General features: G+C 45.2%; 15 protein-coding genes. 10 read left to right on the top strand and 5 right to left on the bottom strand.

The genetic code is table 11. The features are described from left to right. Positions 1-14: 14 nt before the first annotated feature. Complete coding sequence (gene ablB / locus AC58QM_RS21835; RefSeq protein ID WP_497286962.1) at positions 15-872, bottom strand: putative beta-lysine N-acetyltransferase; 858 nt, start codon at positions 870-872, stop codon at positions 15-17. Positions 873-1,061: 189 nt separating this feature from the next. Between ablB and AC58QM_RS21830 the strand changes: the two genes are divergently transcribed. From AC58QM_RS21830 to AC58QM_RS21800, 7 genes are read left to right on the top strand one after another with little or no spacing between them, the layout of a single operon-like run. Further along, the gene (locus AC58QM_RS21830; RefSeq protein WP_497286961.1) at positions 1,062-1,325 is read left to right on the top strand and encodes a YokU family protein; all 264 of its coding nucleotides are present in this window, start codon (positions 1,062-1,064) and stop codon (positions 1,323-1,325) included. Positions 1,326-1,358: 33 nt separating this feature from the next. Further along, complete coding sequence (locus AC58QM_RS21825) at positions 1,359-2,711, top strand: aspartate aminotransferase family protein (protein WP_497286960.1); 1,353 nt, start codon at positions 1,359-1,361, stop codon at positions 2,709-2,711. Then, positions 2,708-3,439, top strand: a complete 732-nt coding sequence (locus tag AC58QM_RS21820; protein WP_497286959.1) for a CoA transferase subunit A — start codon at positions 2,708-2,710, stop codon at positions 3,437-3,439. The genes AC58QM_RS21825 and AC58QM_RS21820 overlap by 4 nt, the downstream gene beginning before the upstream one ends. Beyond that, positions 3,406-4,068, top strand: coding sequence for a 3-oxoacid CoA-transferase subunit B (locus AC58QM_RS21815; RefSeq protein ID WP_497286958.1), 663 nt, complete (start codon positions 3,406-3,408; stop codon positions 4,066-4,068). The genes AC58QM_RS21820 and AC58QM_RS21815 overlap by 34 nt, the downstream gene beginning before the upstream one ends. Before the next feature lie 47 nt (positions 4,069-4,115). Next, positions 4,116-5,396: a peptidase gene (locus tag AC58QM_RS21810; protein WP_497286957.1), complete on the top strand. Its 1,281-nt coding sequence runs from the start codon at positions 4,116-4,118 to the stop codon at positions 5,394-5,396. A gap of 3 nt (positions 5,397-5,399) precedes the next feature. Beyond that, a complete protein-coding gene (gabT, locus tag AC58QM_RS21805; protein WP_497286956.1) occupies positions 5,400-6,764 on the top strand; it encodes a 4-aminobutyrate--2-oxoglutarate transaminase in 1,365 nt (454 codons plus the stop codon). Between the two features lie 25 nt (positions 6,765-6,789). Next, positions 6,790-8,208: an aldehyde dehydrogenase family protein gene (locus AC58QM_RS21800; protein WP_497286955.1), complete on the top strand. Its 1,419-nt coding sequence runs from the start codon at positions 6,790-6,792 to the stop codon at positions 8,206-8,208. A gap of 381 nt (positions 8,209-8,589) precedes the next feature. Here AC58QM_RS21800 and kamA read toward each other — a convergent pair whose 3' ends face one another. The 3 genes from kamA to AC58QM_RS21785 form a co-directional block, all read right to left on the bottom strand. Continuing rightward, positions 8,590-9,987: a lysine 2,3-aminomutase gene (kamA, locus tag AC58QM_RS21795; protein WP_497286954.1), complete on the bottom strand. Its 1,398-nt coding sequence runs from the start codon at positions 9,985-9,987 to the stop codon at positions 8,590-8,592. Between the two features lie 135 nt (positions 9,988-10,122). After that, on the bottom strand, positions 10,123-10,542 hold the full coding sequence (locus AC58QM_RS21790; RefSeq protein WP_497286953.1) for a hypothetical protein: 420 nt from the start codon (positions 10,540-10,542) through the stop codon (positions 10,123-10,125). Between the two features lie 201 nt (positions 10,543-10,743). Then, complete coding sequence (locus AC58QM_RS21785) at positions 10,744-12,192, bottom strand: sigma-54 interaction domain-containing protein (RefSeq protein WP_497286952.1); 1,449 nt, start codon at positions 12,190-12,192, stop codon at positions 10,744-10,746. A gap of 208 nt (positions 12,193-12,400) precedes the next feature. Between AC58QM_RS21785 and icmF the strand changes: the two genes are divergently transcribed. The 3 genes from icmF to AC58QM_RS21770 all read left to right on the top strand — a co-directional run bounded on the left by icmF (position 12,401) and on the right by AC58QM_RS21770 (position 18,110). Continuing rightward, positions 12,401-15,667, top strand: coding sequence for a fused isobutyryl-CoA mutase/GTPase IcmF (icmF, locus tag AC58QM_RS21780; protein WP_497286951.1), 3,267 nt, complete (start codon positions 12,401-12,403; stop codon positions 15,665-15,667). Between the two features lie 90 nt (positions 15,668-15,757). Then, positions 15,758-16,525 (top strand): sugar phosphate isomerase/epimerase family protein, encoded by a 768-nt coding sequence (locus tag AC58QM_RS21775; RefSeq protein WP_497286950.1) that lies wholly within the window; start codon positions 15,758-15,760, stop codon positions 16,523-16,525. Positions 16,526-16,694: 169 nt separating this feature from the next. After that, entirely contained in the window at positions 16,695-18,110 is a 1,416-nt protein-coding gene (locus AC58QM_RS21770) for a sensor histidine kinase (RefSeq protein WP_497286949.1), read from the top strand. A 50-nt stretch (positions 18,111-18,160) separates the two neighbouring features. Here AC58QM_RS21770 and AC58QM_RS21765 read toward each other — a convergent pair whose 3' ends face one another. Beyond that, on the bottom strand, positions 18,161-19,210 hold the full coding sequence (locus tag AC58QM_RS21765) for a rod shape-determining protein (protein WP_497286948.1): 1,050 nt from the start codon (positions 19,208-19,210) through the stop codon (positions 18,161-18,163). Positions 19,211-19,334 lie beyond the last annotated feature (124 nt).

Genomic DNA, 19,334 nt, shown 5'->3' with positions numbered 1-19,334 from the left:
AAGGAGAAAGGGGATCATGTTAATGTCTTGACCCATAAGTTCATATCTTCATATTTATCAAAAATATCGCAATTTTTCGTAAGTCGACCATAATAGCGATAGCCCATTTGGTAAAATACGGCATTCATTCCGAAGGAAAGCGCCCTCGATAACGAATAGGCACAAGTAATATGGCGACTGATCAATTCTTCTTCTAATGCATGCATAAGGAGTCGCATAAGTCCTTGATTCCGGTAAGCGGGCAGCGTGGCACAGTCTGTCATTTCCGCATTGGCATATACCGCATTTATCTCAGCAGAAGCAGCACTAATTAATTGGTTTTGATCTTCGACGAGATAATAAATCGTGCCCTCCTGCATGGTTTTCTCCACATAACTCGGTTCATTCATCGGGGTAGGGTAGGTCTGGAAAATGTGACTGTATAACTGGGCGAGCTGCTCAGCATCCTGGACCTCAGCCATCCGCAGTGTCAACGGAGCCTGCACTATGGGACGATCAGGCTTGAGAGGGAGTGTGTGTACCTGCTTAAGAATATGATCTTCGTCAAGCCAATAATCGCTGGTTCTGCGTTCCAGATCATCATAGAATGCCATGCAGTAAGCATCGTTTCCGTTGAAATATCCTTTATAAATACCCTCCAGCATCCAGCCTTTGGATAAAAAAGATTGCCAGTCATTCTCGTGTGATTTGATAAATATTTTAGTTAAAGCATGGGATTTAGCGAGTTCGAGGATTCGCAAAGTCATGGCATCGATATTCCCCTTATAATCATCCACCCGTAATCGTTTATTCCGCTTATCCAGACAACACATGATCGAATAATCCGTACCCGTAACAACATGATTCGTATAGGTTGGCAGCTCATTTGGCATCTAGCATCCCCCTTACTTCCTCATTATGCTGCAAAAAAATTAGCAACTGCCAAAAGTCTGGCAGCTTTTCCTATACATTCTCAAGAATAGGCGTGCATATACCCATTTTCAAAAAGTTGGCATCTATTTTGCATGAGTAACAGAGCGTTGTGAGAATGTTCTATACCATATGATGGAGGATGGATGCATATGAATTGCATGTGGTGTGAAAGAGATGACATTCGAGAAAGTGTAAAAGATTGCTACTGGATCATGCCAGATGGCAGATTAGCCGTTCAGATCTTGGAGGTCCCTGCGATTACGTGTACCAACTGTCGTACTTACGTTTTAGAAAGTACCGCGCAGCAGATTGAAGAGACACTCTATTGGCATGATGTTTCGGCACTAGGAACAGCATTTCGTTATGAAGATCTGATGAAGGCTCCACGCGTCAAGAATATGTTTCTTAAATAATACCTAACGTAGTGAACCAGTGGGAGGTGCGTTATGAAGCGGGAGCATGTTATTAAGCCGGTTTTAGATCACCATTATCCCACCATAGCCTATGGAAAAGGCGTCTTCCTGTACGATGATCAAGGTAAAGCTTATATAGACGGTTGCTCGGGAGCTGTGACTGCTGGAATCGGGCACGGTGTTCCAGATATTGTTGATGCCATGCTTGAGCAAGCAAACAAAGTCTCTTTTGTTTATCGATCGCAATTTACAAGCGAACCCGCCGAAAAGCTGGCAGAGAAGCTAAGCGACTTAGCTCCCGGTAACGATTACTGGAGCTTCTTCGTGAACAGTGGATCGGAAGCGACTGAAACCGCCATGAAGATTGCCATACAGCATTGGCAAGAGCAAGGAAGACTTGGCAAGAATAAAGTGATATCTAGGAGAATGAGCTATCATGGCATTACGTTGGGTGCGCTTTCAATGTCAGGGCATGTGCTACGTAGAAGACGTTTCATCCCTTTGTTAGAAGACTTTCCAGTCGTTGCTCCACCTTACTGCTATCGCTGTCCACTGGGTAAAACTTCTCCGAAATGCCAATTAGCGTGCGCAGATGATTTGGCAACGGCGATCAAGCGAATTGGTTCCGAGCATATTGCGGCTTTCATTGCAGAACCGATCATCGGAGCCGCTGGGGGAGCTATTGTTCCGCCAGAAGGCTATTTCCAAAGAATAAAAGCGATCTGCGAACAGAATGACATCTTATTCATCGCGGATGAGGTCATGACGGGTATAGCTCGAACAGGGGCTATGTTCGCAATGGAGCATTTCGGCGTTGAACCCGATCTGATTGCTTTAGGGAAAGGTATGAGCGCAGGTTATACACCGATAGCAGCTACTTTAGTAAAAGATCGGGTGATGGAGCCTATTTTGAAGGGTTCCAAAAGTATTATGTCTGGCCACACATATAGTGCCAATCCGCAATCGGCAGCTGTTTCGTTGGCGGTACTTAGTTATATCGAGAAGCATCAGTTGCTCAGTGCTGCAGATAGCAAAGGACAATATTTGATGGGCCAATTGCAGCAAATGGCAAATGGCATCCCGAGCATCGGTGATGTGAGGGGCCAAGGTATGTTGGTAGCCATCGAATTTGTTGCCGATCAAACAACGAAGCGACCTTTCCCATTTGATTTAGGTGTCACCTCTCAGATCATTGAGAGAGCCTTTCAGAAAGGGCTGCTCGTTTATCCGGCCGCAGGTGCGGTAGATGGAGAAGGGGATGCGATTATCATCGCCCCGCCATTGGTCATTACGGAGGAAGAAATCGACCAGCTGGTGGGGATATTGGAGACATCTATTCGAGAAATCATTGCAGAGATTACCCCATCTGCATTGGAGGAGATATGATGGCAGCTAATGATAGCTCACCTGCGGGTACGACGAGCAAAGTAAAGACGCTGGAAGAAGCGCTTCAAACGATTACGGATGGCTGTACGTTGATGTTTGGCGGGTTCGGCGGCATTGGCACACCGCCATCGTTAATCGAGGGTATTTTGCAGAAGGACGTCAAAGATCTAACGATCATAGGAAATGACACTGGATTCCCTCATATCGGCATTGGCCGATTAGTCACAGCAGGATGTGTGAAGAAAGTGATTGCTTCGCACATTGGGTCGAATCCTAACGCTGGTCAGATGATGGAACAGGGCACTATGGAAGTGGTTTTCTACCCGCAAGGTACGTTATGTGAGAAGATTCGAGCTGGCGGCGTAGGCCTTGGCGGGATCTTAGTAGATGTCGGCGTTGGCACGATCATGGAACAGGGTAAGGAAACCGTATCCATAGATGGCAAAACGTATTTAGTCGAGCCAGCCCTTACGGCAGATGTTGCCATTGTGCATGCCAAGAAAGCAGATACTTACGGGAACCTCATCTATGATAAAAGCGGCAGAAATCTGAATCCACTCGTCGCGATGGCCGGGAAGATAACGATTGCGGAAGTCGATGAAATCGTTCCCTTAGGTGAGCTGGACCCCGAAAGTATTGTCACGCCAGGCATTTTCGTGGATATGGTGATTTTAAGCAGGGGGGTGACTTGGGAATGGGTATGGGAAAAGAAATCCGCGAGCGGATAGCAAAGCGGGCTGCGCAAGAGCTAAAGAGTGGCATGGCTGTTAATCTAGGCATCGGCATCCCAACCATGGTTGCGGATTATGTCCCTGATGACATTCACGTTGTTTTTCATGCGGAGAATGGCATTCTGGGGGCAGGTGGTGCGCCGATTCCCGGTGAGGAAGATGCTTTTCTGTGTAACGCAGGCGGATATCCCATGACAATAACAAGTGGAGCTTCTTACTGCGATAGCGCGATTGCTTTTGCCATGATTCGCAGAGGTTGTATCGACATTACGATACTTGGGGCGCTCGAAGTGAGTGAACGTGGGGATTTGGCTAACTGGATCGTCCCTGGGAAACGAGTGGCGGGTATCGGTGGGGCAATGGAGCTTGCGCAAAAAGCCAAAAAAGTTATCGTCCTGATGAACCATGTAAACCGGCAGGGAGAGTCTAAAGTTAAAAAACAATGTGACTTACCACTTACGGCTGTAGCCTGTGTGAAATTGATTTTTACGGAAATGGCCGTGATGGAGGTTACAGAGGGGGGGCTGGTTTTGAGAGAGATCATGCTGCCTTATACGATTGAAGACGTTATCCGCCATACGGAGGCTGCTTTACTCATCCCTAGTTCTATTTCCTATATCCCATAAATGGTGGGTAGGACGTTTTGTGTCATGTGTGGAAGGAGGAGTTTCCCTTGTCAAACGAGCATACAGAACTACACACATCCATTCATGATTGGATCTGTCAGCATCGAGAAGCTGGTACATCTTTTCTGCAGAAGCTAGTTAAAATGGCAAGCACACAAGGTCATGAGCAGGAGGCTCAACTTTTTATTGCTGAGAAATTGCGAGAGTTAGCGCTCGATGTTGAGGTCTGGGAGCCTGACGGTGATGCACTTCGGAGCCATCCCTATTTCTGTTCCCCACGTAGTGAATTTATAGGCAGTCCGAATGTGGTTGGTGTTTTAAAAGGGTCGGGAGGCGGTCGTTCCTTGCTGTTGAATGGACACATGGATGTCGTTCCAGAAGGGAATCGTGAACAATGGCAGGATGACCCATTCAGTGGCCGTGTCATAGATGGGAAATTGTATGGACGTGGGGCTACGGATATGAAAGGTGGCACGGCTTCGCTTCTTATGGCTGTTGAGGCGATTCAAGGGCTAGGATTGAAATTGAAAGGCAATGTGATTTTCGAAAGTGTCATTGAAGAAGAAAGTGGTGGAGCGGGAACACTAGCGGCTATTGTCAAAGGTTACCGGGCGGACGCGGCGCTCATTCCCGAGCCTACCAATTTACGGATATTCCCGAAACAGCAAGGCTCTATGTGGTTTCGTATTGAGGTCAAAGGTCGATCGGCTCACGGAGGTACGAGGTATGAAGGTGTGAGTGCCATTGAGAAAAGTGTGACCGTGATCCAGCACATACGCGAGCTCGAGGAGCTTAGAAATGCCCGAATTGTAGATCCCTTGTATGCCAATAATCCCATTCCGATCCCGATTAATATCGGTGTCATTCAAGGTGGGAATTGGCCTTCGTCTGTTTCTGATACTGTCAAGCTAGAGGGTCGCATGGGGGTTGCGCCGGAGGAAACTTTAGAAGCCGCAAAAGTGGAAATGAGCGAGTGGATGGCGGGAATAACAAGGAAAGACACATGGTTCGAATCGCATCCGCCTCGCGTGGAATGGTTCGGGGCACAATGGGTTCCTGGCAGTGTTGATCCTGAGCATGACTTGATGAAGGTAATTATGCAGCAATACCGCGTGGTTAAACAAAATGAGCCCACAATTGAAGCGTCGCCTTGGGGCACGGACGGTGGTTTACTCACGCAGGTTGGTGAGACGCCATGTATCGTTTTTGGACCAGGCATCACACAAGTTGCCCATTATCCGAATGAGCACATCGTGTTGGATGATGTGTTCGAAGCGGCTGAGATTATCGCATTGACATTAATTCATTGGTGTGGTTTGGAGGAATAAGGAATGGATCAAAATACGAGACAGACGACGTATATTGAGATGAAAACAGCGATTCCGGGGCCACAGGCTCAACAGCTATTGGAACGCCGTTTAGCGAGTATTCCGAGAGGACCTTTTCATACAATGACGACATTTGCGGCCAAAGGGGAAGGGGCACTCCTGACGGATGTTGATGGGAATACGTTCATTGATTTGGCAGGTGCGATTGGCTCCTTAAATGTTGGCCATTGTCCACCTAAAGTGGTGGAGGCACTGAAGGCGCAATTGGATCTTTATCTGCATCCTTGCTTTCATGTGATGATGTACGAACCTTATGTAGCATTGGCTGAAAAACTCAATGCGTTGACACCAGGGGATCATCCGAAGAAAACATTCTTCTTAAACAGCGGTGCGGAGGCGGTAGAGAACGCGGTGAAAATCGCTCGTAAATACACGGGGCGAAGAGCCGTGATTTCTTTCGAACGTGCCTTCCATGGCAGAACCTATATGGCGATGTCTTTAACTAGTAAGGTAAAGCCGTATAAGAATGGCTTCGGTCCTTTTGCACCGGATACGTACAAAATGCCTTATCCATACTACTATCGTGCTCCATCGGGATTATCGCAAGATGAAGTAGATGAGCAACTTTTACAAAAATTCGAAGATTTTTTTCTGGTCGAGGTGCCAGGAGAAGATGTTGCTGCGATCATCATGGAACCGGTTCAAGGGGAAGGTGGTTTTGTGATCCCTACCGCTAAGTTTGTACAGGGTGTGAAGGGAATCTGCGAGAAATACGGGATCCTCTTGATTGCTGACGAAGTGCAAACGGGGTTCGGACGGACAGGGAAAAACTTTGCTATGGAACACTTTGGCGTTGTACCGGATTTAATGACCATGTCGAAATCGATTGCTGCTGGACTTCCGATAAGTGCCGTTACCGGACGGGCGGAAATTATGGACGCACCTGGCATCGGAGAAATTGGCGGCACCTATGGTGGCAGCCCGCTTGGGTGCGTGGCGGCTTTACAAGTGATTGATATGCTCGTGGAGGAACGGCTTGCAGAAAGAGCGATTGTCATTGGGGCTGCTGTTCGTACGCGTTTCTTACGTCTGCAGGACGAAGTAGATTGCATTGGGGAAGTGCGTACGTTAGGTGCGATGAGCGCGATAGAGATCGTCAAGGATCAGGCATCCAGGAAGCCGGATAAAGAGCTGACGACGCGGATTTTGCAGGAAGCGCATCAACAAGGTGTCATTGTGATGAGTGCTGGTCTTTACGGTAATGTGATACGAATCCTAAGTCCGTTGGTCATAACGGATGAACAGCTCGCTGAGGCATTAGTTGTCCTAGAGCAGGCTGTAAAGACATGCTATAATCAATCTTCTTGAACGTATGTGCAAGGAGGAGATCAGAATGAGGAAGCAGCTATTTATCGATGGAGCATGGGTGGAAGCGAGTGCGTATCGTCCCTTATTCTCACCTTACAGCGGTGAACAAATTGCTGAAATCGGTTATGCAGGCACAGCCGAAGTTGAGCTAGCCATAGCAGCTGCAGAACGAGCTAAGCCAGTAATGGCAGCGATGTCGGCGCATCAGAGGGCAACAATTTTGGAGAAGCTGGCAGCTTTGATCCGAGAGAATAAGGAAGCATGTGCTCGATTAATCGCGCTAGAAGCAGCTAAGCCGATTACAACTGCGAGAATAGAGGTAGATCGGACAATTTCGACTTACCAATTCGCCGCAGAAGAAGCCAAGCGAATTCAGGGTGAAACGATTCCGATGGATGCGGCACCTGGTGGGGAAGGTCGTGTTGCGTACACGATTCATCAGCCTTTGGGGGTCGTAGCGGCGATTACACCGTTTAACTTTCCGATGAATTTGGTTGCGCATAAAGTAGGGCCAGCTATCGCCGCTGGTAATACACTTGTATTGAAGCCGGCAGGCCAAACGCCGTTATCTGTCTTGTTTTTGACGGAGCTTATGCAACAGGCGGGACTTCCTGCAGGCGCTTTAAATGTGGTAACTGGCAGTGGAAGTGTGATTGGCGACTTACTGGTTACGGATAAAAGAATCAAGGCTGTCACCTTTACGGGAAGTCCTGAAGTTGGGATCACCATCCGCAATAAGGCGGGGTTGAAAAAGGTCATTTTAGAATTAGGCTCCAATTCAGCGCTCATTGTGGACCAAGGTGTTGATGTAGATGCGATGATCGCAAGGGCGGTTACTGGGGCATTTTCCTATGCAGGGCAGGTATGCATCTCGCTACAGCGGATTTATGTGCATGACCAGTTATTCGATGAATTTGTCCGCAAATTCGTGAAACAGACGGAGACACTTCAGCTAGGAGATCCTTTGGATGAAGGCACGGATGTATCAGCATTAATCGGATCTCGTGACGCGGAACGCGCGATGCAATGGATCGCAGAAGCGGAGCAATTAGGCGCGATTGTCGCGATGGGTAACAAGAGAGAGGGGAATATCGTTCACCCGACTGTGCTGCTTAACGTTGCTTCTTCCGCTAGCGTATCATGCCAAGAAGTATTTGCTCCGATCGTCATGATTAATCGAGTTTCGTCGATCGCAGAAGCAATACGTTTGGTTAACGACTCCAAATATGGCCTCCAGGCAGGCATTTACACGGAAAATATCCGCACGGCGCTCGTAGCAGCTGAAGCGTTAGAGGTAGGCGGTGTCATGATCAACGACATTCCCACTTTCCGTGTGGACCATATGCCGTATGGAGGTGTGAAAGAGAGCGGTACTGGGCGCGAGGGCGTCAAGTATGCGATACGTGAGTTGACGGAGATGAAATTGATTTGTTTTAAAAAGTGAATGACAAAGAAGCTAAGCGTGTCGTGCTTAGCTTCTTTGTAGTGGCTGCTGGAGAAGTGGGCAGCAGCTTTGGGGCGCTAGCGGGTATCTCGACCGCGCGCAGGGAGAAAAGGGAGGAGATACTCGAAAAATTCGAGTAACTCGGTCGCGCCAGAGCGAAAAGGGAAGAGATACTCGAAAAATTCGAGTATTTCGGCCGCACCAGAGCGAAAACCGAAGAGATACTCGAAAAATTCGAGTATCTCGGCCGTGCCAGAGCGAAAATCGAAGAGATACTCGATAAATTCGAGTAACTCGGACTCGTCCGGTCCAAAAGGGAGGAGATACTCGAAAAATTCGAGTATCTCCGTCCCTCCCGAGCGAAAACCACCAACCCCCCAGCTACTCCACAGGAATCTCCGCCGCACTCCCAATCTTCTCTTTATGCTGTGCTTTTATTAATTTGTCTTTCATTTCATCTCTCATTGGCCGTCGATCCTTGAGTGACATGTGCTCAGGTGTTTCTTGATACGTCTTCCTTCGACCGATTCGGCGCAAATTTTCTGGCACTAAGTTGAATTTTTCATCTTTCATGAGTGCGATAATGCCTGTGCTTTCTGGCTGTTTTTGGATGCCGTACATTTCATTGAAATATTCGTCGGCCCGGCCGGGTACGTAGTTTTTCGGCTCGGGGTAGCCGACGATGACGCCTTCATAATTGCGCAGGATAACCTTATCTTGACTCTGAGAGATTAGATAGTTTGGTTGAAGCGCAATTTTACCGCCGCCGCCTGGCGCATCAACAACAAACGTAGGCACAGCATATCCAGAAGTATGGCCGCGGAGGGCTTCAATAATTTCAAGGCCCTTCGAAACCGGAGCTCGGAAATGACCGATACCTTCGGACAAATCACATTGGTAGATGTAGTAGGGGCGCACACGGATTTTGACCAAATCATGCATAAGTTTCTTCATGATATAGGTGCTGTCATTGATACCAGCTAAGATCACGGATTGATTGCCTAGCGGAACGCCGGCGTTGGCTAGCATTTCGCAGGATTTTTTAGCTTCTTCCGTAATTTCCAAAGGATGATTAAAATGCGTATTCAACCAAACAGGGTGATATTTCTTAATAATGTTGCACAAGTTTTCCGTAATTCGTTGCGGGAATACAACCGGAGCGCGAGTGCCGATTCGAATGATTTCTACATGGGGAATCGCCCGCAAATTTTTCAAAATATACTCCAAAATATTGTCATTAATTAACAATCCGTCCCCGCCTGAGAGCAGAACATCCCTGACTTCTGGCGTATTGCGAATATAAGCGATCGCATCATCCAATTGCTTCTTGGGAACACCCATCCCCACCTGACCGGAGAAGCGGCGGCGCGTGCAGTATCTGCAGTACATCGAACATTGATTCGTTACCAAGAATAGCACCCGATCAGGGTAGCGATGGGTAAGTCCTGGAGTAGGGGAATCTTCATCCTCAAAAAGCGGATCCTCAAGATCGTATTTGGTTTTCAATAATTCAGCGGAAATAGGGACGGATTGCATGCGAATCGGGCATCGCGGATCATTGGGATTCATCAAAGAGGCGTAGTAAGGCGTAATATTTAAAGGAATTGTTTGCGTGGAAATGCGTACGCCTTCTTCTTCCTCAGGGGTTAGATTTACTACTTTTTTCAAATCATCTAATGTGCGAATGGTATGCGTCAGCTGCCAAAGCCAATCATTCCATTGTTCATCTGTTACGTTCTGCCATAATGCAATTTGCTTCCAGTCACGTCGTTGTTCCATTATTGCACCTCCAACATGGATATCTTCTCACATATAGAAGATGCAAAAAGGATGCCAACTTTCCACGAAACAAGTGGAAAATGAAAAAAAACTCAAGCCAATTGACTTGAGTTCACTGCTTTTATTACAACACGTCTAAAAAAGATACCCCTTCCGTCGACGAAACAGAAAACGAACAGACGACTTTACGAATAAGAACCACATGGGTGTTTTCTTCTTCTCTGGATGACGTATGGAGCGAGGAACGAGATAACTCGACGGTGTAAGAGTAATTGGTTGAGAGCTAATCTCAATTGCCGTGCCACGCTCTTCCAGAAGCGGCAACGCTAGGCTGGCAGCAACCTCTCGTTTGCTTTCAAGCAGCACATCGATTTTTTGTTCATATTCAGTTAAACGATCTGTGAGGATCATATTTTCTTCTTTGAGTTTTTTAATAAGTTCATATAATAATTTCATTGTAAGTTTTGGTTTCTCTTGTAATTCGTTGGCAGTGGTTTGGCAAATGGGGGATAACAGAAGCATCAATTCTTCATCACTGATTACTTTGGTTGCCACGTTACTTCCTCCTTTAACGAATGGATTTCAAGAGTATCTAGTAACTCTATGAATCCTTTTTAATATCGTAAAGGATTTGAGGAGTGATGTTGCTCGAAAATCGTTGTCGTTTTGCATTTTTTTTGAAGAAGATTGGGAGAATTGTAAATTCTTCATATTATTTTTTGCAATCTAGTAGATTCCTCGTATTGAGATTCCCATTTAAGGCTTTCTCACAATACCATAGCGGTTCAATTTATACTGTAAGGCTTGACGTTTAATACCTAGTGCTTGCGCGGTGAGTGTGATGTTGTATTGATGAAAAGCTAGTGCATCCGCAATGGTCTCTTTTTCCATTTGCTTCACTTTATCCGTTAAGCGACCTGTAGCAATAGCCTCAGGTTCATTACGCCACATCGTGGCAGGAAGGGAAAGCGTTGGAGTTAAGCTAGGATTTCCCATGAGGTATGCCGGGAGGTGACCTTCTTCAATCCATTCACATTCCAGTTCCATCATATTGTAGGTGGACTCGATGGCATGACTAAGTTCCCGTATGTTGCCGGGCCAATGATAGTTCATTAAGCAAGCCAAAGCGGATGGGGAAATACCACTTATTTTCATGCCAAATAGCTGATTAAATTTCTCAATAAAATGTGAAGTGAGCAGTGGGATGTCATCTTTTCTATGCAGGAGTGGGGGGAGCTGCAAATTGACGACATTGAGCCGATAATAAAGATCACTTCTCAGTAATCCCTTGGATAACGCCTCTTTGGGATCAATATTCATGGCAGTGATGATTCGGACATCAACTTGTTGTTCATGACTTCCACCAACCCTACGAACGAGCCCATCTTGCAGAACACGCAATAATTTGGCTTGCAGGAATAAATCAAGACTATTCAACTCATCGAGGAAAAGTGTGCCACCATTCGCTTGCTCAAATAATCCCGCTCGATCGATAGCGCCAGTAAATGCGCCTCTAGCTGTTCCGAACATAATACCTTCCATCAGTTCATTCGGAACTGCGGCACAGTTCTGAGCAATAAACAGTTTGCTGCGACGGACACCAGCATTGTGTATGCTCTGAGCGAACAATTCCTTCCCCGTGCCAGTAGGTCCCGACAACAGTACAGGTGAGCTCGTACGGGATGCTTTTTTGGCAAAAGCAATGGTTTGCTGGAAGGAGTCACTTACGCCGATTAAGTCACTGAAATGGTAGCGAGCAGAACTAGTACTTTTCTTATCTTTGGACGGTGATTCGTAAATTTGATGCCTGAGATCTAGGATTTGATCATGCAAATGAACAATGCTCGTGATATCCTTGGCCACTTCTAAGGCACCAATGATTTCTTCGTTCTCGATAATCGGATATGTGCTGTTAATGGTTGTGATCCGTTTCCCCGTTACACTCACGTATGTTTGAATTTTTTCCCTTATTTCAACGCCTGTTTGCAGTACTTTCATAAAAGTACTCGTTTCATTCGTGAGGGAGGGAAAGAGGTCAAAGACGTTCTTCCCAACAACTTGTTCACGTTTAAAACCGTCCGTTTCAGCCATCTTTTCATTATAAAATATAGTGATTCCCTTGTTATCAATCAGATGAACACCGACATCAATGATATTCAGCATATTTTCAAAATATTTCGCACCATGATCGTCATGCTTGGACATTATGTTCACCCGCCTCATGAAGAATGGTTACGTGGTTCAATTAACAGCTTATGAGTGGAAGCCTGGAAAAATGCCCTAGAACGAACAAGAGATTTGCTTGCCCGTGGTAGTAAGTATGCACATGAATCGAAGTTAAACTGCATAGAAATCGGATAAAACGTAATATCTGCATGCTACTACGACGTCATGGTGAGAAGGTGGGTTACCTGTGAACACACAAGTCTATCGGCCCAAGAATCCAGTAAGGTTCGTTACGGCGGCGGCTTTGTTTGATGGGCATGATGCTACCATTCATATTATACGAAGGATTTTGCAAGCATCGGGCGTTGAAGTGATTCATCTAGGTCATAATCGATCTGTTGATGAGGTTGTCCATGCTGCGATTCAAGAAGATGTGCAAGGGATCGCAATTAGCACTTATCAGGGCGGACATATTGAATATTTGACTTATATGTATGATCTTCTTCAGCAAAAGGGTGCTGACCATATTCAAATTTTTGCCGGTGGCGGTGGTGTCATCGTTCCTTCTGAGATCCAATTCTTAGAGCAGTATGGGATAGCTAAAATTTTTTCACCAGACGATGGGCGGGAAATGGGACTACAAGGCATGATCAATTACATGATTCAAGCAGTAGACAAGCCAACACCAAGGATTCTTCCAAAGGAACTCCCTTTACCCATAGAACGTTTATGGGCAGTTATTGCCAGTGCGATTACGGCTGCTGAAAAAGCAACTGGAAACGGAGAAATGGCTGCATTGTTACCTATTTTACAAAATCTACAAACGTCAGCCGCTATGGCACCGGTTATTGGGATTACGGGGACAGGTGGAGCAGGCAAAAGTACATTAACCGATGAGCTGGTAAGGCGCTATCTGCAGCAATACCCGGATAGAAGCATTGCGATCATCTCGATTGATCCTTCGAAAATGAAAACGGGCGGCGCCCTTCTTGGTGATCGAATCCGTATGAATGCCATCAACAGCTCTCGGGTCTATATGCGCAGCTTAGCAACTCGGGGAGCCAAGTCGGAATTAAGCCTAGCTACGAAAGAAGCCATACAAGTCCTCCAGGCTGCTGGCTACCATCTGGTGATGGTGGAAACGAGCGGCATTGGGCAAGGTGATTCAGCAATCGTAGAGCTATGCGATGTGTCTCTCTATGTGATGACGAGTGAATTTGGCGCCGCAACGCAGTTGGAAAAAATAGACATGATTGACTTCGCAGATATCATCGTCATTAATAAGTTCGAACGTCGCGGCTCGGAGGATGCTTTGCGCGATGTACGCAAACAATTTCAGCGCAGCCATGGTTTATTTCATACACCAGTCCAGGAGCTGCCTGTATTCGGTACGATTGCTAGTCAATTTAACGATCCTGGTACCCATGTGTTATTTGCCAAAGTCATGAAGCTCATTTCGGACAAAACAGGCGGCGATTGGCCAGTGTCCGAAATTACGAATAGACAGCCTGTTACTACGCAAAATGTAATCATACCGCCAGACCGCACCGGTTATCTCAGCGAGATTGTGCAAACGGTCCGACAATATAGAAAGTTCACAGATGAGCAGGCGAAAGTAGCGCGAAAGCTCTACCAGCTGCGTGGAACGAAAGACATACTAATGTCCGATCACATGGGAAATGAACAGGATTCACAAATGGTCATGACCATGCTGCAGGAACGCATTACTCATTATACAACCCTGATGGATCCCGCTTGCAGAAAGCTGCTTCAAGAATGGCCGCAAGTTCGACAAACCTATCAGCAAGATGAACTAATCAGCAAAGTTGGCGACCGAGAGCTGAAAACAGCGATGTACACCGAATCACTCTCAGGAACGAAGATTCCAAAAATTAGTTTACCTCGGTTCGCAGATGAGGGGGATATTCTTCGATGGCTGTTGCTGGAAAATCTACCAGGCCACTTTCCCTATACGGCTGGTGTATTTCCTTTTAAACGGACGAGTGAGGATCCAAAACGCCAATTTGCCGGTGAAGGTACGCCTGAGCGCACCAACCGTCGCTTCCACTATTTGTGCCAAAATGATGAGGCGAAACGATTATCAACGGCTTTTGACAGTGTAACTTTATATGGCCAAGATCCGGACTACCGCCCTGATATTTATGGGAAAATCGGAAACAGTGGTGTAAATGTATGTACGTTACCGGATATGCAAAAGCTGTTCAATGGATTCGATTTGTGCCATCCCACTACAAGCGTATCGATGACCATTAATGGGCCGGCTCCAATGATTCTGGCCATGTTCTTGAATACGGCGATTCAGCAGCAAGTGGAGAAGTTTGTTCAACATAAGGGTAGTCAACCAAGTGACGAGGAATATGCGCAAATAAAAACGCGGACACTCCAAACGGTTCGGGGTACAGTTCAGGCCGATATTTTGAAAGAAGACCAAGGACAGAACACATGCCTGTTTTCAACTGAATTTGCCTTGAAAATGATGGGTGACATGCAGCAATATTTCATTGATCATCATGTGCGCAACTACTACTCCGTAAGTATAAGCGGCTATCATATTGCGGAAGCAGGGGCGAACCCTATCACGCAGTTAGCTTTTACGTTGGCCAATGGATTTACCTACTTGGAATATTATCTGAGTCGTGGCATGCGGATTGACGATTTTGCGCCGAATCTCTCTTATTTTTTCAGTAATGGTCTTGATCCTGAATATACGGTCATGGGGAGAGTCGCGCGTCGCATATGGTCAACTGTCGTTCGACATCGTTATGGCGGCAATGAAAGAAGTCAAAAACTGAAATATCATATTCAAACATCTGGACGCTCTTTACATGCGCAAGAAATGGATTTTAATGATATACGAACAAGTCTGCAGGCACTCATTGCTATCTATGATAATTGCAACTCTTTGCATACGAACGCTTATGATGAAGCGATTACGACGCCTACTGAGAATTCAGTCCGCAGAGCCATGGCGATCCAATTGATCATCAATAAGGAATTTGGATTAACGAAAAATGAGAATCCGTTACAAGGTGCCTATCTTGTAGAAGATTTGACCGAACTCGTGGAGGAAGCCGTTTTGGCTGAATTTGAGCGCATTCATGCTCGTGGCGGTGTGCTAGGTGCCATGGAAACACAATATCAACGTGGTAAAATCCAAGATGAGTCGCTCACCTATGAACACAAGAAGCATTCAGGAGAGCTGCCGATTATTGGTGTCAACACATTCGTGAAACCTCATGTCGATAATTCAGCAGTTGAAATTGAACTCGCTCGTTCAACGGTTGAAGAGAAAGAGTCGCAAATTCTCGGATTGCAAGCTTTCAAGGAGCAACACCAATCGTCCTGCCCGGAAGCACTAGAACGTTTAAAGCTAGCTGCATGTAATCAGGGGAACCTTTTCGAAGAACTAATGGAAACGGTTAAAGTTGCTTCGCTAGGACAGATCACAGCAACGTTATATGAAGTAGGAGGGCAGTACCGTAGGAACATGTAAGTTTAAATAAGTTAATAGATTTATATAGCCCTTCCTCCCATTCCATGATATATATGAATAGAACTAAATTTGTTGAATGGAGTGAGAGAAATGAAAATCGCAACACAACTGTATACGCTTAGAAGTTTTCTGCAAACACCAGAGGCCATTAGTGAGAGTTTGAAGAAAGTGAAGCAAATGGGGTACAATTCCGTACAGGCATCAGGTGTTGGTCCTATCGGTATTCATGAATTTAAAGCGCTTACGGATCAGGCTGGCCTGACCATTTGTGCAACTCACATCGGTTACAATGATTTATTAAATGATATGGATTCCGTTATTGAGAAACATTTGGCATGGGATTGCAAATACGTCGGGTTAGGCGGTTTACCTACGGAATTTCGGGAAAATAGACAAGGTTATGCTACATTTGCCAAGCAAGCCTCTGAATTTGGCAGACAGTTGAACAGTGCAGGTTTACAGTTCATTTATCATAATCATGATTTCGAATTTGCCAAATATGATGGTAAAACAGGCATGGATATTTTATTGGAAGAGTCCGATCCACAAGCTGTGGATTTTGAATTAGATGTCTATTGGGTGCAAGCAGGCGGCGCAGATCCTATCGAGTGGATCCGCAAAGTAGATGGACGAATGAAAGTCGTGCATTTCAAAGATATGATGATTACCCATGATCGCAAGCAACGTTTTGCCGAGATCGGTGAAGGAAACATGAATTTCAAAGGTATTATTCAAGCTTGCGAGGAAATTGGGGTAGAGTGGGCAGCGGTAGAGCAGGATGACTGTTATGACCGTAATCCCTTCGAAAGCTTGGAGATTAGCTATAACAATCTAGCTAAATTAGGAATGAAAGGTTAACTAAACTGCTATTCCACGCTTCAAAGAGATGTGCTATAATGCTCAAAGTTGGCTTACAACATTCATGTTGTAGGTCTTTTTTTCAGGAATGTACGAGATATCGCAATCAACATCTTTAGAATTTATCAGATACGATTAAACCATTGTGATATCGAAAGTAGGTTCTTTTATGAATTTTATACTGATGGCGGCCATGTCCTTTGTACCTCTGTTCTTAGGAATGTCTTGTAAAATGCTATTCAAAACGAAACTAACCAATGCCATGGTCATTTTCATGATTTTCATGTGTATATGGCAGTTAGATGTCAGTGTGTTGTATAGCAACGATGTCATCCAGTCAGAATTGATTTTTTTTCTGTTTAAACTATTTCGGATTGGCTCTATCATGCTTCCAGTGGCATTTTTGTATGTGGGGTATATCACACTCAAACACTTAACCAAAGAAGAAGCGAAATGGATGAATCGGATCATTAATAAATACACGCTCATCCTTTATGCGCTATGGTCTATTTTCATATATATCGTAAATTGGACGAAACTCGGTGTACTACGACTAGAACTAATTGAGGGCATTGGGAATCAGAATACCGTTCTTTACCCAATTTATGGGGAGTGGGGTAGCTTATTTGTTAACCACATTAAATTATTAATTGTTAGTATCATCTTGACGCTTCTTGCAAGCAGAAAAGTTACAGATAAATATGTTAGAAATTTCTTAACGTTATTCAGCCTTACGTTCCTACTAACTTATATGATCGGGGTACTAAATTTACATGCAGGCACGTTCATTTATTCAAGTCAAATAGCTGTCATGATTTTCTCCATTATTATTTTCTTTATATTTGTACAAATGAGCACAAGAATGATCAGGGATACCTCTCAAATCTTGAAACGGAAAGAAAAAGAAGAACAAATTGAAATATCGACTTCCGGATTAATTCATGAAATTAAAAACCCGCTTACCGTAGTGAAAGGTTATACGAATCTCTTATCACGGAATGAGCAGTTGGATGTCAATGCCAAAGGGATGATTGATCATATTGAAATTGCTGGTGAACATATGAACAGTATCCTCACTAACTATAATCATTTTATCCATAGTGGCAAAATACAATCCGAAGAAGCGAACATCGTAGAAGTGATCCAAGAATCGCTGGCCCTGACCTCAATAAAAGCGAAAGAAAACCAGATAACCATCGTATTTCATCCACATAAGAATATCATCCTGTCGATAGATCGAGATAAAATAAGGCAGGTTTTTATTAATTTAATTAGCAATAGCATAGATGCAATGATAGGCAAATACCAACGAATCCTTACGATTACTTACCGTATAAAAAATAATGAAATCCATATTCACCTCATAGATACAGGTGGAGGTATTCTGCAAGGGGATTGGGACAGGATCTTCACGCCTTTTCATACGACCAAAAAGACAGGCATGGGCTTAGGGCTTGCTATTTCGCAACGCATTATTAATTCACATGGCGGGTATATTGAAATCGTCAACAGTTCAGAACAAGGTACTGAGATCCAAGTGATCATCCCGCTCTGGACGGCACTAACTATGGATGGAATGACTTAACAATCAAAAAAGCTTAGTCTATGGGCCGACGCTCACAGACTAAGCTTTTTCTATTGACTCACCGCTATTTGTTCTTCTGACTCACGTTCATGTGTGAGGTGTCTACTTTTGGATTTGTAAACGCCAAGCATCTGACCTGTCCCCAGTGCCGTACATATGAGCGGTTGATCGGCGATATGCACGGCAACCCCAGTTTCGGCACGAATCCGTTCATCGATCCCTTCCAACAAGGCGCCACCGCCACATAGCAATATCCCTTGCTCCATGACATCTCCTGCAAGCTCTGGTGGGCAAAGCTCTAAGGTAGCCCGAATCGCTTCAATGAGTGAACCTAAGAATTCATTGACGACGGTGTAAATTTCACTGGAGACCAATCGAATGGAACGGGGTAATCCATCAACTAGATCACGTCCACGAATGTCTAATGATCGCTCCTCCGTTGAAGTGCTGGCAGTTCCAATTTCCATTTTAATCTGTTCAGCGGTTCGTTCTCCAATTTCTAGGTTGTACTGCCGCTTCACATATTCCATGATGTCACGATCGATCGAGAGACCTCCCTGGTTAATCGTATGACTTGCGACAATGCCTCCAAGGGACAAAACGGCTACTTGACATGTGCCTCCACCGATATCAAGTACCAAATGTCCAATGGGTTCATCGAGCATAAGTCCAGCTCCAAGCGCTGCTGCAAGCGGCTCCTCAACTGCGATCGCTTTCTTGGCTCCCTTGTGAACAATGGTTTCTTCAATTGCACGCTTCTGTACGTTGGTAATACCACAAGGCACAGTGATGTAAATCTGTGAACTACGTAAAAACGAGGATCTGCCTTGAATCTTTTTGATGAAATATTTCAACATGATGCTTGTCTTGTCAAAATTAGCAATGACACCATTGATTAAAGGATACGTGATCTCCACATGAGCAGGGGCTCGACCAATCATCGCTTGTGCTTCAGTTCCTGCCGCTAGTAATTCACCCGTTTGTAGGTTAAAAGCGACGACGGATGGCTCGTTGAGCACAATACCTTTTCCTTTTTCAAATATAACGGTGTTGGAAGTACCTAAATCAATCCCATATAATTTATCAAACTGTTTGAACATTACTTTTTCCTCCTTAGATTGTAGTAAGGCGTAGCTTGGAGGTGGTATTCACGTCTGTATAGTATTCTTGTTCGTTTGCGGTTTTCAGAGGGTTGCATCGTAAATTACCAGGATAAACCACTTT

The organism is Paenibacillus sp. J22P165 (assembly GCF_059692015.1).
Note: the sequence above shows the minus strand (reverse complement) of the source record. Positions and strands in the feature narration are given on the sequence as shown.